Raw genomic sequence first — 12,264 nt, forward strand, 5'->3', positions numbered from 1 at the left:
CACCTGTGGCGGTCGCGGCCGCTCGCACCGGGCGGCCCGCTCGGGCAGTCCGCGTAGGGCCGTGCCCTCCGTCCGGGACCCGTCCACGGGTGGCGCAGCGCTGTTCGCCCGGTACGCCTACCCGCCCAACGCGCTCGGCTACTGCGGCCCCGATGCCGCAGCCGAGCTCCTCGAGCGGGCCGCGGGCCCGGCCCCGGGGCCGAGCAGCGATGCCGGCCTGCGTCACCTGGCGCGCGGCTTCGAGGGGGCGTGGCCCTACCTCGAGCTCATCGCAGCGGCGAACGGGCTGGGTGACCCCCTCGACAGGCGCGTCGTGGAGGCGTACTGGATCGGCAACGGCCTGCTCGACCGCGTGCCGACGGCACTCCTGGTGCGTTCCCTCGAGGACCGGTTCAGGGGCCGGTTCAGGGGCGGGGTCGGTGGCTCGTGGGACCGGCTCGTCGCGACGGCCGTCGGCGCCAGGCCGCACCACTCCTTCCACGTCTTCGGCGTGTACCCGTGGCTCGGGCTGCTGCGCGGGGGACGCGTCGAGGAGCCGCTCCGGGTGCTCGACCGGTGCCGGATCCGCACCGGACGGGTCCTGTCGCTCGACGGTGACGAGGCGATGGTGGAGTCCCGACCGCTCGCTTGGGACGGTCGTCGGCTGCACGAGGGTGCCCCGCGCGCCGAGCGGGTCGTCGTCTCCGCGGCGGGGCGGTCGCTCGTCGGCCCGCTCGCGCCCGGCGACCTGTGCACGCTGCACTGGGACTGGGTGTGCGACCGGGTGTCACCGCACCAGGTCGCGGCGCTGCGGCGGCGCTCTGCCCAGCAGCTCGCCGTCGTCGACGCGGCCCGCTACCCCGCTCCCGCGAACGTCCTGGCCTGAGTGCCCTGCCCCGGGGAGCACGTCGCCGGTCACCACGCCCGCCTGCCTCGTAGGCTGGGCGGATGGGCACCACTCAGGCGAGCACCGCGGCCCGCGGGACACCGGCGGCCGGGAAGGTGCGCGTCGACGCATGGTGCTGGGCCGTGCGGATGTTCTCGACCCGCACGGCGGCCGCCACGGCCTGCCGAGCCGGACACGTCCGCGTCAACGGCGATCGTGCCAAGCCGGCGACCCTCGTGGCCCCGGGGGACGAGGTCCGGATCCGTGGGGAGCACGAGCGGATCGTCGTCGTGCAACGGCTGCTCGTGAAGAGGGTCTCGGCCACGCTCGCGGCAGAGGCCTTCGTCGACCGCACGCCGCCCCCGCCGCCGAAGGCGGAGATCCCGGCAGGGGTCGCGGTCAGGGATCGAGGGGCAGGGCGGCCCACCAAGCGCGAACGTCGGGAGATCGACCGCTTCCGCGGGAGGTGATCCGGCTGCGCCCTGCCTCGTGCCGTGCCGTGCCTTGCCGTGCCGTGCCGTGCCGGGGAGGCGTGGCTAGTCTTCACCGGTCGTGGTTCTCGGTCGGGTGACGGAGCACATGGAGGAGGGGACCCCTGTGGCGGACGACTCGCTGAGCGTTGTCCTGGGTGCCCTCGCCGATCCGACCAGGCGCGCGATCCTCGAACGTCTCGCCGAGTGCGACGCGACCGTCGGTGAGCTCGCCGAGCCCTTCCCGATGACGATCCAGGCCGTCTCCCGCCACCTGCGGGTGCTGGAACGGGCCGGACTCATCGAGCGTGGGCGCGAGGCGCAGTGGCGCACCAGCAGCCTCGATCCGCGGCCGCTGCGCGAGGTCCAGGAGTGGGTCGCGGACTTCGCCCGGTTCTGGGAGCCGGTGGCAGAGGACTGAGCGCCTCGCGGCTCAGGCGGCGTCCCTCCGTCGGAACGTCAGCAGGCCCAGGACGACGGCGACGACGACCAGCACCGCGAGGTACACCGCGCCGTGCCCCGTGCTCACCTCGCGCTCGACCCAGTCGCAGGAGGTCCCCTGGGCGGTGCTCGTGCACGTCGTGACGTAGTACGACGCCGGCCCGTCGAGCCAGGCCTCGATGTTCGTCAGCACCATCCACGGCCTGGCTGTGCTCCAGGCGTTGCCCAGGACGGCCTCCACGGCCACGAGGTAGCCGACGACGGCGCCGAGCACGGCGGCCGTGTGGCGCATCACCATGCCGAGCGCGGCCCCGGCCACGCCCGCCGCGACCACCAGTGCGAGCACGCGCGCGGCCATGGACGCGAGGTCGCCGGTCTGGTCGCCGGTCAGCGCGGTGCCGAGGCCGCCGCTGCGGTACAGGAGCATCAGCCCGGCGACGGACGCCGCCACGAGCAGCACGGTCGGCAGGACCAGGGACAGGCCGATCGCCGAGAGCTTGCTCGTGTAGACGCGGCCCCGGCGCGGCTCGAAGGTGAGCCACGTCGATGTCCCGCCGCTGCTCAGGTCCGCGGCGGTGCCCGTGGTCCCGGCGAGGAGCGCGGCGAAGGCGAGCAGGTACGCCGTACCGCTCAGGGCCAGCCGCGACGAGTCGACGAACGTGACGGGCTCCGGGAAGTACCACTCCCGCTGGGGCTCCATCGTCTCGCAGCCGAAGTCCAGCGTCGGGTCGCCCTCGGCCTCGCGCACCCGCTCCTGCTCCTCGAGGCAACCGGCCATGATCTCCTCGCCGTTCTCCTCCCAGTCGCGCACGGCCGCGTCGTAGTTGGACTGGGCGGCGGCGAGCGCCCCGCCCGTCAGGGGTCGGGCGGTCTGCCAGGTTCCCCAGGTGATCAGTCCGACCCCGGCCACGGCGACGAGCAGGGCGACGATCACGAGGCGACGGGAACGGAAGCGGCGGAGCTCCGCGCGCAGCAGGCGGGTCATCGCTCGTCTCCCGCTTCGGGTGCGGAGATCGGGCGGGCGGGCCGGACCGGGGCCGTCGGCCGGACTCCGGGGGACGGTGGCGGATCGGGAAGGTGCGGGGGTGCACCGGGCGGGTCGTCGAGGGTCGAGCCGCTGGTCAGTTCCAGGAACACCGACTCGAGTCCCGCACGGACGGGCACGAGCTCGCGCACCCAGATGTTGCGCTGGGCCAGCAGCCAGGTGATGCGCCCGGCGTCCGGCTCACCCTCGACCCGGAGCCCCGCGCCCTCCGGGATCGCCCTGACCCCGGCGGCGGTCAGGACACCGAGCGCCGCTCCCGGGTCCGGCACGCCGACATGAACGGCGCTGGTGCGGTCACCGATGACCTCAGCGACCGTCCCCGAGGCCAGCAGCCGGCCGCGGCCGACGATCGAGACGGTGTCGGCGACCTGCTCGACCTCGCCGAGGATGTGGCTGGAGACCAGGACCGTCCTGCCCTCGTCGGCCAGCCGGCGCATCGTCTGACGGATCTCGTGGATCCCCGCGGGGTCGAGGCCGTTGGTGGGCTCGTCGAAGATGAGCAGGTCGGGCTGCTTGAGCAGGGTCGCCGCGATCGCGAGGCGCTGCTTCATGCCGAGGGAGTACGTGCGGTAGCGGTCCTTTCCCCGATCGGCGAGGCCGACCTCGGCGAGCACCTGACCCACCGTGCTGCGGGGAACGCCGATCGCGTCGGCCAGCAGCTCGAGGTTGAGGCGTCCGGAGAAGGCGGGGAAGAACTTCGGCGACTCGACGATCGCCCCGACCCGAGCCAGGACGCTCGGCAGCTCCTGAGGGACCTGCTGACCGAAGACCCTGATCCGGCCGGCGTCGGGCCGGACGAGGCCGAGCAGCATGCGGATCGTCGTCGTCTTGCCGGAGCCGTTGGGCCCGAGGAAGCCGTGCACCCCGCCGACCGGGACCCGCAGGTCGAGGCCCTCCACGGCGACCTGGCGGCGTCCGCGCGTGCGGTAGGTCTTGCGCAGGTCTCGCGTGATGACGGCGTACTCGTCCGCGCTCATGTGCTCCCCCGAGGCCGGCCACCCCCCTGGCGACCCCGACCGACGGTAGCCCTCTCCCGATCCATGATCGGGAGAGGCGCGCCGGGTGCTCCCGAGGGCATTGCGACGGCTCCCGAGAGGACCCCGATCGGCCGGGACCGCTCGGGTGCCCCGTCCTGGCGCACAATGGGACGTCGAGACCTCCCCGTACCGAAGGTGAACCGTGGATCAGCCCCGTATGAACGTCGAGTCCTTCAACCTCGACCACCGCACCGTCCTGGCGCCCTACATCCGGGTCGCGGACCGCAAGGTCCTGCCCGCCGGTGACGTGCTGACGAAGTTCGACGTGCGATTCACCCAGCCGAACACGGCGCACCTGGAGATGCCGGTCGTGCACTCCCTGGAGCACCTGTTCGCCGAGCACTCGCGCAACCACTCCGGCGCCGTCGTCGACTTCTCCCCGATGGGCTGCCAGACGGGCTTCTACCTGATCCTCGCGGGGGAGTGGACGCAGGAGGCCGTCGAGGAGCTGGTGGCCGCAACCCTCACCGACATCCTCGCCGCGACAGAGGTCCCCGCCGCGAACGAGATCCAGTGCGGCTGGGGTGCGAACCACACGCTCAGCGGCGCGCAGGACGCCGCCCGTACCTTCCTCGCCGCGCGGGACCAGTGGGCGGTGGTGAGCGCGTGACCCAGCTCGTCCTCGTCGTCGCGATGGACGACGAAGCGGCACCGTTCCTCGACCGGGCGGACCGGGTGGGTGCCTCCTCGGACGTCGGTCATGCCCGCCGCACGGCCCTGGTCCTCTCGGGGCGCGAGGTGCTGCTCGTCCGGGCCCGGATCGGCCATGTCGCCGCCGCGACCGCCGCAGCGCGCGCGCTGACCGAGGTGGGTCCCGTCCCGCTGGTCAGCGCGGGCTCCGCCGGAGGGCTCGCGACGGGCGTGCACGTCGGTGACGTCGTGCTGGGGGACCGGTACCTCTTCGCGGGGGCCGACGCGACCGCCTTCGGCTACTCCCTCGGCCAGGTCCCGGGGATGCCGGAGGCGTACACGGGTGACGCGGAGCTGATCGCCGCGGCCGCCGGAGCGGGCCTCGAGGACGCCGCTGTGCACGTCGGGACGATGCTCTCCGGGGACGCCTTCGTGCACGCGGGGATCGTCGAACGGGTCAGGACCGACTTCCCCGGCGCCCTGAGCACCGACATGGAGACCACGGCCCTCGCGCAGACCGCTCACCTGCACGGCTCGCCGTTCCTGTCCGTCCGGGGGATCTCCGACCTGTGCGGGCCGGCAGCCGGTGACGACTTCCGCACCCACGTCGACGACGCAGCGGATCGTTCGGCCGACATCGTCCTTGCCCTGCTGGCCGCCTGGGCCTGAGGCGCGACCTGGGCCTGAGGCGCGGGCCCCAGGCGCGACCTGGGCTACGGCTCGATCTCGAACGACGAGGCGCCCTCGTCCGCGACGGCGCGCACCTCGACGTGGCTCACCCTCGCGTACCGCGGCCCGGTGTGCGCCCAGGTGACGACCTCGAGCACGGAGTCGAGCGGGCCCTCCAGATGCGCCTCGACGGTCCCGTCCTGCCGGTTGCGGACCCATCCGCGCACCCCCGAGCGCTCGGCCTCGGCCGCGAGCGCCCAGCGGAACCCGACTCCCTGGACGATCCCGTGGATCAGGAGATGGCGTGCCGTCATCGTCCCAGTGTGCCCGTGGCTGCCGCCCCCGCCACAGCAGCCAGCGGCGATGTATCCCTCAGGCCCTCCCGTGCGTCTCACCACTGTGCCGGTCGTCGGCACCCGGACCCTGGGAGGACCCATGACCATCAACGAGAGCAGCACCGACCGCATCGTGCGCGGCATCGTCGGAGCGCTCACGCTCGTCGGCGCCGTCGTCGTCGGCGCCTCGGGAGGCGGCACCGTCCTCACGGTGGCCCTCGGCGCGCTCGGCGTCATCCTCGTGGGCACCGCCGCCGTCGGCTTCTGCCCGCTGTACCGGGTCGTCGGCATCTCGACCTGCAAGGTCCCCGCGGCACGTGGCTGATCCCCGCGACCGCACGGCGCCCCGTCGTCGGACCTGCTGCCGCTAGCGTCGGGACGTGGACCGCGCAGAGCTCGCCGAGCTCCTCCCTGCCGCGGTCCCTGGGCTGCTCCGCCTCACGCGGAGCCTCACCAGGGACCCCGACGCGGCCGAGGACCTCGCCCAGGAGACCGTCGCCCGCGCGCTGGAGAAGGCGGGGGCCTTCCGGGGGGAGGCCGCGGTGGGCACCTGGCTGCACCGGATCGCCTACAACCTCATGGTGGACCGTGCCCGGCGCGACCGGGAGGACCCGCACGAGGACATGGTCTCCGTCGTCGAGGCGCAGTGGCAGCAGGACTCGTACACGGTCGACGCCGTCGAGGTCGTCGCCAGGGCACAGACCCGGGCGGAGCTCGAGGACGCCCTGATCCGCCTGCCCGCGCCGTACCGCGTGATGGTGGTGCTGCACGACGCTGAGGGATGGACGGTCGCCGAGGTCGCCGAGCTGTGCGAGCTCGGTCTGCCGGCGGCGAAGCAACGGCTGCGCCGCGGCCGGATGATGCTCGTCACGGCACTGGCCCGGGGGGCCGAGCGGGCGGTCGCCCGGAGGGGGGTCCCGATGCGCTGCTGGGACGCGAGGCGTGAGGTCAGCGACTACCTCGACGGGCTGCTCCCTGCGGCGACCGCGCGCCTGGTCGAGGCGCACCTCGCCGACTGCCCGACCTGCCCGCCGCTGTACGCCTCGCTCGTCGGCGCGACAGACGCGCTGGCGCGGACGGGACTGCGCGACCCCGACTCGGTGCTCACTCCCGCCCAGGTGGCCCAGGTGCGTCGTGTGCTCGGTGGCGCCGGGGTCGCTCCGCGCGCTACGCGCTGACGTCGGCGGTGGTGAAGCGCGCCCAGGCTGCCGTGCCGAACACGGCGATGTAGGCCAGCGCGCACAGCACCCCTGGGCCGAGCGGCGCCAGGGTGAGCGGGTCGCGCAGCAGCTCGCCGAAGTCGGTCCAGTAGTGGGTCAGCAGGTACGGGTGGATCACGCTGAGCTGGGACAGGGCGTCGAGGATCTGGCTGGCCAGGGTGACCACGAGGGTCGCGATCGTCGCGGCGATCGGCTGCTCGGTGAGCGTCGAGACGAAGAGCCCGACGGCACCGAGGGCGACGAGGCACAGGGTCAGGTACCCGCTGACGAGCAGGAGTCGCAGCAGCCCGGCGCCGAAGCCGAGCGTCGTCCCGGAGATCGTCAGCACGTCCCCGCCGCCGAAGATCGCCAGCCCGACCGCGGCCCCGACGCCGGCGACGAGCAGGACGGCGACGGCGGCGAAGATCGCGATGGCCGTCATCTTCACCACGAGCAGGCGGGTGCGGTCCACCGGCGTGACGAGCAGGTAGCGCAGCGTGCCGAGGTTGGCCTCACCCGCCACCGCGTCGGCCGAGATCGCGGCCACGGCGATCGGCAGGAAGAAGGGCAGCTCGACGGTGAGCGCCGCCAGGGCGACGAACAGCCCGTTGTCGGTGATCTGTCCGAAGACGAAGGAGTCGCCGCTGGAGGAGCCCGCCGTCCGGATGGCGACAGCGATGAGGATCGGCACGCTCGCGAGCACGAGGGCACCGACCCAGTTGCGCCGACGGCCGAAGATCAGGCGCAGCTCCGAGCGCAGCAACCGCACCCCGGCCCCTCGCTCAGCCCGCGACATCGAAGCCCTCCCCGGTGAGCTCGACGAAGGTCTCCTCGAGGGTCGCGGCCACCACGGCGAACCCGCGGACCGGCACCCCCGCTCCGACGAGCGATGCGACGAGGGCCTCCGGTTCCGCCGAGCCGAGCAGGGCCGTGGCACGTCCCTCCTGGATGGTGACGTCCGCCAGTCCCGCGGCGCGCAGCACCTCGGCGGCCTCGTCGATCGCGGTGGTGGTCACCTGGGCGCGCGGGGCGTGCCGTGTGCGCAGGGCCGCGAGGGTGTCCTGCGCCACGAGGCTCCCGCGGTGCATGACGCCCACATCCGTGCACAGCTGTTCGACCTCGGACAGCAGGTGGGTGGACAGGACGACCGTCGACCCGGCGGCGGCGAGCTCGAGGAGCAGCGCGCGCACCTCGCGCGTGCCCTGCGGGTCGAGCCCGTTCGTCGGCTCGTCCAGGACCAGGAGCTCCCGCGGGCGCAGCAGCGTCGCGGCGAGGCCGAGGCGTTGCCTCATGCCGAGGGAGTAGTGCCGGTACCGCTTGCCCGCCGCGTGCCCGAGGCCGACGCGGTCCAGCGCCTCGGCGACCCGCGCGCTCGCGGTACGTCCGGTGACGGTGCGGTCCGCCGAGTCGAGGCGCATCAGGTTGTCGCGCCCGGACAGGTACGGGTGGAAGGCGGGGCCCTCGACGAGGGCACCGACGCGGGGCAGGACCTCGGCGCTGCTGCTCGGCATCGGCCGGCCCAGCAGGCTGTGCTCGCCCGACGTCGGGTGCAGCAGGCCGAGGAGCATGCGGATCGTCGTCGTCTTCCCCGAGCCGTTGGGACCGAGGAAGCCGTACACGGCGCCGCTGGGGACGGCCAGGTCGATCCCGTCGACGGCGACCTGCCCGGAGGCGAAGCGCTTGGTCAGACCGCTCGAGGAGACCGCGAGCGTGGGTGTCGCGTCCACCCCGTCAGCCGAGGGTCGAAGCGACGGACTGGAGCGTCGTGCCGTCCACGGAACCGATCAGCAGGGTGCCGTCGTCGAGGAGCAGGGCACTGACGAGCGCCGAGGTGAGCAGCCGACCGCTACCCCAGGGGCCGGAGACCTCGGGAAGCAGCGCGAGGGCAGCGCCGAGGTCGGCGGTCCCCTCCGCCTCCGGGTCCTGCACGCCCTCGAGCGCGGCGAACGGGTCCGTCCCGGAACCAGGGACCACGAGCACGCTCGCCCAACCGGTGCCCACGACCGTCGGGGGCTCCATGGCCCCGGCGAGCTCGGGCCGTTCGGCCGTGCCGCCCTCGACCCCCTCGTGGCCGTCGAGCAGCGCGCCGAGGTCGGACATCCCCTCCTCGCCGTGCTCGGTGACGGTCGCGCCGGCCGGCGGCGTGAAGGAGAACAGGCCGGCGTCGGGCGCGGTGAAGGACACCGAGGTGAAGCCGACGCTCAGCGCCGGTGCCGACGAGGTCGTCGAGTAGATCTCGACCCGGGTCGGGACCCGCTCGGCCGCGTCCACGGCGATCCGGATCTGCGCGACCAGCGATCCGGGCTCGGCAGGGGTGAGGACGAGCTCATGGGCAGGACGCCCGGCCACGCTCACGGCAGGGCCGGTGCCGATCGTCGTCGTGGGGGAGGACGTCTCCAGGACGAGCTCGGCCAGGGCCTCCGGGGTGAGCACCTGCTCGGGATCGATCCAGGCGTCGTCCGGGTGCGGGCTGTCGGCGGTGAGGTCCCCGTGCTCGGGGAGGGTGGCGTGCGTGACGGAGAGGTCGGCGCTCGACCAGGTCCACACCTGGGTGCCGTCGCTGATCAGGGCTCGCTCCTCGCCGTCACCCTGGACCGCGATGCGTGCCTTCGGCCCATCGGCCCAGACCCGGACGGTCGTGGTGCCGCTCAGCACCGCGAGCAGGTCGGTGCTCGACCCGCCGGGGCCGCCCGGTCCGCCGGACATCCCCGCACCCCCGAGGTCGAGGGACGGCAGGCCGAGGTCGGCGTCGATCACGACGGTCCCGCTCAGAGCGGTGACCTCCGCGCCCTGCAGGTCCGTCAGCAGCTCGGCGGCGGTGCGGTCGGGCAGGTCGACCCCGGCCGAGGCGGCGACCGCCGGGCCGAGCGCCGTGCCGCCGATGACGAGCGCGGCCACGCCGAGCGGCACCCCCCAGCGGGCCGAGGGGCGGCGGGTGGGACGCGCAGCGATGCCGGTCATCTGCCCAGTCTCTCCCGCCCGGGGCCGGGCGTCGAGGCGGGCCCCGGGCGTGCCGTCCCGGCTCAGGCCCTGTCGGGACCGAGCTGAGCGAGGAAGGCGGCTGCCGCGGGGCTGGGGTTGTCCGGAACCGCGACGGCGACCTCCCAGGGCGGGATCTCACCGGTGAGCCGGACCCCGGCCAGCCGGTCCGGGCGCTTGGCCGCGATCAGCGCCGGGACGACGGCGACCCCGAGCCCCGCTTCCACGAGGTCCAGCAGGCTGTGCACGTCGTTGACCTCGAGCTGGACGTCGTGCCGGAGCCCGACGGCGGCGAGGGTCCTGTCCGCGAGCACGCGTGCCGCCCAGTCGGGCTGGAAGCCGACGAAGGTGTCGTCGGCCAGGTCCTCGACGCTCACGCTGCCCGCCCTCGCGCGAGGGTCCTCCTGACGGCAGAGCAGCAGGAGCTCCCGCTCGGCGAGCGTGTGCAGGGTGACTCCGGCGGGAGCGGTCGCGCAGACGGCCACCACGGCCAGGTCGAGGCGACCGGCCGCGACATCCGCGACCAGTGCCGTGGATCCGGCGAAGCCGAGCCGGATCCGCACCCCTGGGTGGTCCGCGCGGAAGCGCGCGAGCTCGCGGGGGACGTCCACCACCCCGAGGCACTGCTCCGAACCGACCGAGAGCGAGCCGCCGACGACACCCCGTACCGCCAGGACGGCATCGCGCGCGGCAGCAGCGCTCGCCAGGGTGCGGTGCGACTCCTCCAGCAGGGCAGTGCCGGCGGCGGTGAGCTCGACCCGGCGTGTCGAACGGACGAAGAGCGGCGCACCGAGCTCGGTCTCCAGCGCGCGGATCGAGGCGGAGAGCCCCGACTGGGAGATCTGGAGCAGCTCGGCTGCATGCGTGAAGTGCCGCTCCTGCGCGACGGTCACGAAGTGCTCGAGCTGACGCAGCTCCATGGTCCTGCTCCCATCACTCCGGTCGATGGATCTCATCGTTCTGCGCTGTTGGACCGATGGATCCGTTGAGGCGCACAGTAGACCCGGATCCCACGAGAAGGAGAACTCCGTGCACACCTCATTGACCACCGCGCCCTTCGGGCGCACCGGGATGGACCTCACGCGTGTCGGCTTCGGCGCCTGGGCGATCGGCGGCGGTGGCTGGTCCTTCGCCTGGGGCGACCAGGACGACTCCGCGTCCGTGGCCGCCATCCGGCATGCCGTGGAGCGCGGGGTGAACTGGGTCGACACCGCGGCCGTCTACGGACTCGGGCACAGCGAGGAGGTCGTCGCCCGCGCTCTCGCGGACCTCCCCGAGGCCGACCGGCCCTACGTCTTCACCAAGGGTGGCCTGCGCTGGGACGAGAACGACCCCGCCAAGCCCTCCGAGCGTGTGGGCGACCCGGCCAGCCTGCGCTTCGAGGTGGAGTCCTCGCTCCGTCGGCTCGGCGTGGAGCGGATCGACCTCTACCAGATGCACTGGCCCGCCGAGGACGGCACCCCGATCGAGGAGTACTGGCCCGTCTTCCGGTCCCTCGTCGACGAGGGCAAGGTCCGGGCGGTCGGACTGTCGAACCACGGGGTCGCCGCGCTCGAGGCCGCGGAGCGGATCGGGCACGTCGACAGCCTCCAGCCGCGCCTCAGCCTGCTGCACCGGGACGCGGCCGCCGAGGTGCTGCCCTGGTGCGTCGAGAACGGGACCGGCTCGATCGTCTACAGCCCGATGGCCTCCGGCCTGCTCACCGGCTCGTTCACCGCGGAGCGGGCGGCCTCGCTCGGTTCGGGTGACTGGCGCAGCAAGGCCCCCGACTTCACCGGGGAGGCGCTGGTGCGCAACCTCGCGCTGGTCGACGCCCTGCGCCCGATCGCCGAGCGGCACGGCGTCTCGGTCGGCACGATCGCAATCGCCTGGACCCTGACGGTCCCGGGAGTCACGGCGGCCATCGTCGGGGCGCGCAGCCCGGAGCAGGTCGACGGCTGGGTCGGGGCCGGAGATGTCCGCCTCAGCGAGGGCGACCGCGCCGAGATCCGTGCGGCGCTGGAGACCACCGGCGCAGGGGACGGGCCCGTCATCGGCTGACCGCCGGATCCCGGCCCGCGCTCCGGGGTCGACCGACGGCGGTGGCCGAGCGCTCAGGCGCCGGCCACCGCCAGCACGGCGTCCTCAGCGCTCCCGGTGACGCCGAGGTGCAGGTCGATGCCCATCTTCCCGAGGGTGTTCACCATCGGCGGGCCCATGTGCTGGGCGATCACCGTGGTGACCTGCTCGTCCAGGAGGAAGCGCACCACGCGGGCGTGGTGGGACCCTTCCGTCCCGGTGTCGTGCAGCTCGTCCCAGGCGACGTCGTGCTCGGTCCAGTCCGTGATCGCCCCGGCGGAGACGTGCACGACGGCGAGCCGCGCCGCGCGTCCCCAGCTGTGGGCCATCTGACGGTCGGCCCCCACCGGGATGCAGATGACGAGATCCTTCGCGGTCATGGCGGGCTCCTGGGGCAGCGGTCGGGCGGGCAGGTCCAGCCTGCCATGCGGGCGGCGGGGACCCGGGGGACCAGCCTCGCGCATGGCAGGAATCAGACGGCGAACGGCACCCCGCACCTCAGGATCACGTTGGAGTAGGCGGTGTCCTCACCTGTC

At 73.7% G+C, this 12,264-nt stretch carries 16 protein-coding genes; 8 read left to right on the forward strand and 8 right to left on the reverse strand.

Annotated elements, in window-relative coordinates:
- The first annotated feature begins 61 nt into the window (after window positions 1-61).
- From ABWK99_RS07885 to ABWK99_RS07895, 3 genes are all read left to right on the forward strand, one after another.
- The gene (locus ABWK99_RS07885) at window positions 62-865 is read left to right on the forward strand and encodes a DUF6390 family protein (RefSeq protein ID WP_372594151.1); all 804 of its coding nucleotides are present in this window, start codon (window positions 62-64) and stop codon (window positions 863-865) included.
- Between the two features lie 62 nt (window positions 866-927).
- Window positions 928-1,335, forward strand: a complete 408-nt coding sequence (locus ABWK99_RS07890; RefSeq protein WP_372594152.1) for an RNA-binding S4 domain-containing protein — start codon at window positions 928-930, stop codon at window positions 1,333-1,335.
- 97 nt (window positions 1,336-1,432) lie between these two features.
- Entirely contained in the window at window positions 1,433-1,756 is a 324-nt protein-coding gene (locus tag ABWK99_RS07895) for an ArsR/SmtB family transcription factor (protein WP_372594153.1), read from the forward strand.
- A 12-nt stretch (window positions 1,757-1,768) separates the two neighbouring features.
- Here ABWK99_RS07895 and ABWK99_RS07900 read toward each other — a convergent pair whose 3' ends face one another.
- Both ABWK99_RS07900 and ABWK99_RS07905 read right to left on the reverse strand, forming a co-directional pair.
- The gene (locus ABWK99_RS07900; RefSeq protein ID WP_372594154.1) at window positions 1,769-2,761 is read right to left on the reverse strand and encodes an ABC transporter permease subunit; all 993 of its coding nucleotides are present in this window, start codon (window positions 2,759-2,761) and stop codon (window positions 1,769-1,771) included.
- Window positions 2,758-3,798, reverse strand: coding sequence for an ABC transporter ATP-binding protein (locus tag ABWK99_RS07905; protein ID WP_372594155.1), 1,041 nt, complete (start codon window positions 3,796-3,798; stop codon window positions 2,758-2,760). Before ABWK99_RS07905 ends, ABWK99_RS07900 begins: the two co-directional genes overlap by 4 nt.
- A 217-nt stretch (window positions 3,799-4,015) precedes the next feature.
- Here ABWK99_RS07905 and ABWK99_RS07910 point away from each other — a divergent pair, with 217 nt between their 5' ends.
- Together ABWK99_RS07910 and mtnN are read left to right on the forward strand one after the other, a co-directional pair.
- Window positions 4,016-4,468 carry an S-ribosylhomocysteine lyase gene (locus tag ABWK99_RS07910; RefSeq protein ID WP_372594166.1) on the forward strand — a complete coding sequence of 151 codons (453 nt, stop codon included), beginning with the start codon at window positions 4,016-4,018 and terminating at the stop codon, window positions 4,466-4,468.
- Window positions 4,465-5,157, forward strand: a complete 693-nt coding sequence (mtnN, locus tag ABWK99_RS07915; RefSeq protein ID WP_372594156.1) for a 5'-methylthioadenosine/S-adenosylhomocysteine nucleosidase — start codon at window positions 4,465-4,467, stop codon at window positions 5,155-5,157. The genes ABWK99_RS07910 and mtnN overlap by 4 nt, the downstream gene beginning before the upstream one ends.
- A 44-nt stretch (window positions 5,158-5,201) precedes the next feature.
- Here the strand turns inward: mtnN and ABWK99_RS07920 are convergent, their stop codons facing one another.
- Window positions 5,202-5,471, reverse strand: a complete 270-nt coding sequence (locus ABWK99_RS07920) for an acylphosphatase (RefSeq protein ID WP_372594157.1) — start codon at window positions 5,469-5,471, stop codon at window positions 5,202-5,204.
- Window positions 5,472-5,592: 121 nt separating this feature from the next.
- On the opposite strand from ABWK99_RS07920, the gene ABWK99_RS07925 reads away from it, so the two are divergent.
- Both ABWK99_RS07925 and ABWK99_RS07930 read left to right on the forward strand, forming a co-directional pair.
- Window positions 5,593-5,817 (forward strand): DUF2892 domain-containing protein, encoded by a 225-nt coding sequence (locus ABWK99_RS07925; protein WP_372594158.1) that lies wholly within the window; start codon window positions 5,593-5,595, stop codon window positions 5,815-5,817.
- A gap of 55 nt (window positions 5,818-5,872) precedes the next feature.
- On the forward strand, window positions 5,873-6,670 hold the full coding sequence (locus ABWK99_RS07930) for a sigma-70 family RNA polymerase sigma factor (protein WP_372594159.1): 798 nt from the start codon (window positions 5,873-5,875) through the stop codon (window positions 6,668-6,670).
- On the opposite strand, the gene ABWK99_RS07935 is transcribed toward ABWK99_RS07930, so the two are convergent.
- The 4 genes from ABWK99_RS07935 to ABWK99_RS07950 form a co-directional block, all read right to left on the reverse strand.
- Window positions 6,660-7,487, reverse strand: coding sequence for an ABC transporter permease (locus ABWK99_RS07935; RefSeq protein ID WP_372594160.1), 828 nt, complete (start codon window positions 7,485-7,487; stop codon window positions 6,660-6,662). The two genes, ABWK99_RS07930 and ABWK99_RS07935, sit on opposite strands and share 11 nt — an antisense overlap.
- Window positions 7,474-8,418: an ATP-binding cassette domain-containing protein gene (locus ABWK99_RS07940; RefSeq protein WP_372594161.1), complete on the reverse strand. Its 945-nt coding sequence runs from the start codon at window positions 8,416-8,418 to the stop codon at window positions 7,474-7,476. The genes ABWK99_RS07935 and ABWK99_RS07940 overlap by 14 nt, the downstream gene beginning before the upstream one ends.
- A gap of 4 nt (window positions 8,419-8,422) precedes the next feature.
- Window positions 8,423-9,652 carry an outer membrane lipoprotein carrier protein LolA gene (locus tag ABWK99_RS07945; protein WP_372594162.1) on the reverse strand — a complete coding sequence of 410 codons (1,230 nt, stop codon included), beginning with the start codon at window positions 9,650-9,652 and terminating at the stop codon, window positions 8,423-8,425.
- Window positions 9,653-9,714: 62 nt separating this feature from the next.
- Window positions 9,715-10,590, reverse strand: a complete 876-nt coding sequence (locus ABWK99_RS07950; RefSeq protein WP_372594163.1) for a LysR family transcriptional regulator — start codon at window positions 10,588-10,590, stop codon at window positions 9,715-9,717.
- Window positions 10,591-10,699: 109 nt separating this feature from the next.
- On the opposite strand from ABWK99_RS07950, the gene ABWK99_RS07955 reads away from it, so the two are divergent.
- A complete protein-coding gene (locus ABWK99_RS07955; protein WP_372594164.1) occupies window positions 10,700-11,710 on the forward strand; it encodes an aldo/keto reductase in 1,011 nt (336 codons plus the stop codon).
- Between the two features lie 53 nt (window positions 11,711-11,763).
- Here the strand turns inward: ABWK99_RS07955 and ABWK99_RS07960 are convergent, their stop codons facing one another.
- Window positions 11,764-12,108: a NifB/NifX family molybdenum-iron cluster-binding protein gene (locus tag ABWK99_RS07960; protein ID WP_372594165.1), complete on the reverse strand. Its 345-nt coding sequence runs from the start codon at window positions 12,106-12,108 to the stop codon at window positions 11,764-11,766.
- Window positions 12,109-12,264 lie beyond the last annotated feature (156 nt).

It is taken from the genome of Actinotalea sp., assembly GCF_041597215.1.
GTDB lineage: Bacteria > Actinomycetota > Actinomycetes > Actinomycetales > Cellulomonadaceae > Actinotalea.

Excerpts from the sequence above, each read along its gene's own strand:
- ABWK99_RS07890 (WP_372594152.1), top strand. The coding sequence starts at position 928 with ATGGGCACCACTCAGGCGAGCACCGCGGCCCGCGGGACACCGGCGGCC.
- ABWK99_RS07900 (WP_372594154.1), bottom strand. The coding sequence starts at position 2,761 with ATGACCCGCCTGCTGCGCGCGGAGCTCCGCCGCTTCCGTTCCCGTCGC.
- ABWK99_RS07905 (WP_372594155.1), bottom strand. The coding sequence starts at position 3,798 with ATGAGCGCGGACGAGTACGCCGTCATCACGCGAGACCTGCGCAAGACC.
- ABWK99_RS07910 (WP_372594166.1), top strand. The coding sequence starts at position 4,016 with ATGAACGTCGAGTCCTTCAACCTCGACCACCGCACCGTCCTGGCGCCC.
- ABWK99_RS07920 (WP_372594157.1), bottom strand. The coding sequence starts at position 5,471 with ATGACGGCACGCCATCTCCTGATCCACGGGATCGTCCAGGGAGTCGGG.
- ABWK99_RS07925 (WP_372594158.1), top strand. The coding sequence starts at position 5,593 with ATGACCATCAACGAGAGCAGCACCGACCGCATCGTGCGCGGCATCGTC.
- ABWK99_RS07935 (WP_372594160.1), bottom strand. The coding sequence starts at position 7,487 with ATGTCGCGGGCTGAGCGAGGGGCCGGGGTGCGGTTGCTGCGCTCGGAG.
- ABWK99_RS07945 (WP_372594162.1), bottom strand. The coding sequence starts at position 9,652 with ATGACCGGCATCGCTGCGCGTCCCACCCGCCGCCCCTCGGCCCGCTGG.
- ABWK99_RS07950 (WP_372594163.1), bottom strand. The coding sequence starts at position 10,590 with ATGGAGCTGCGTCAGCTCGAGCACTTCGTGACCGTCGCGCAGGAGCGG.
- ABWK99_RS07960 (WP_372594165.1), bottom strand. The coding sequence starts at position 12,108 with ATGACCGCGAAGGATCTCGTCATCTGCATCCCGGTGGGGGCCGACCGT.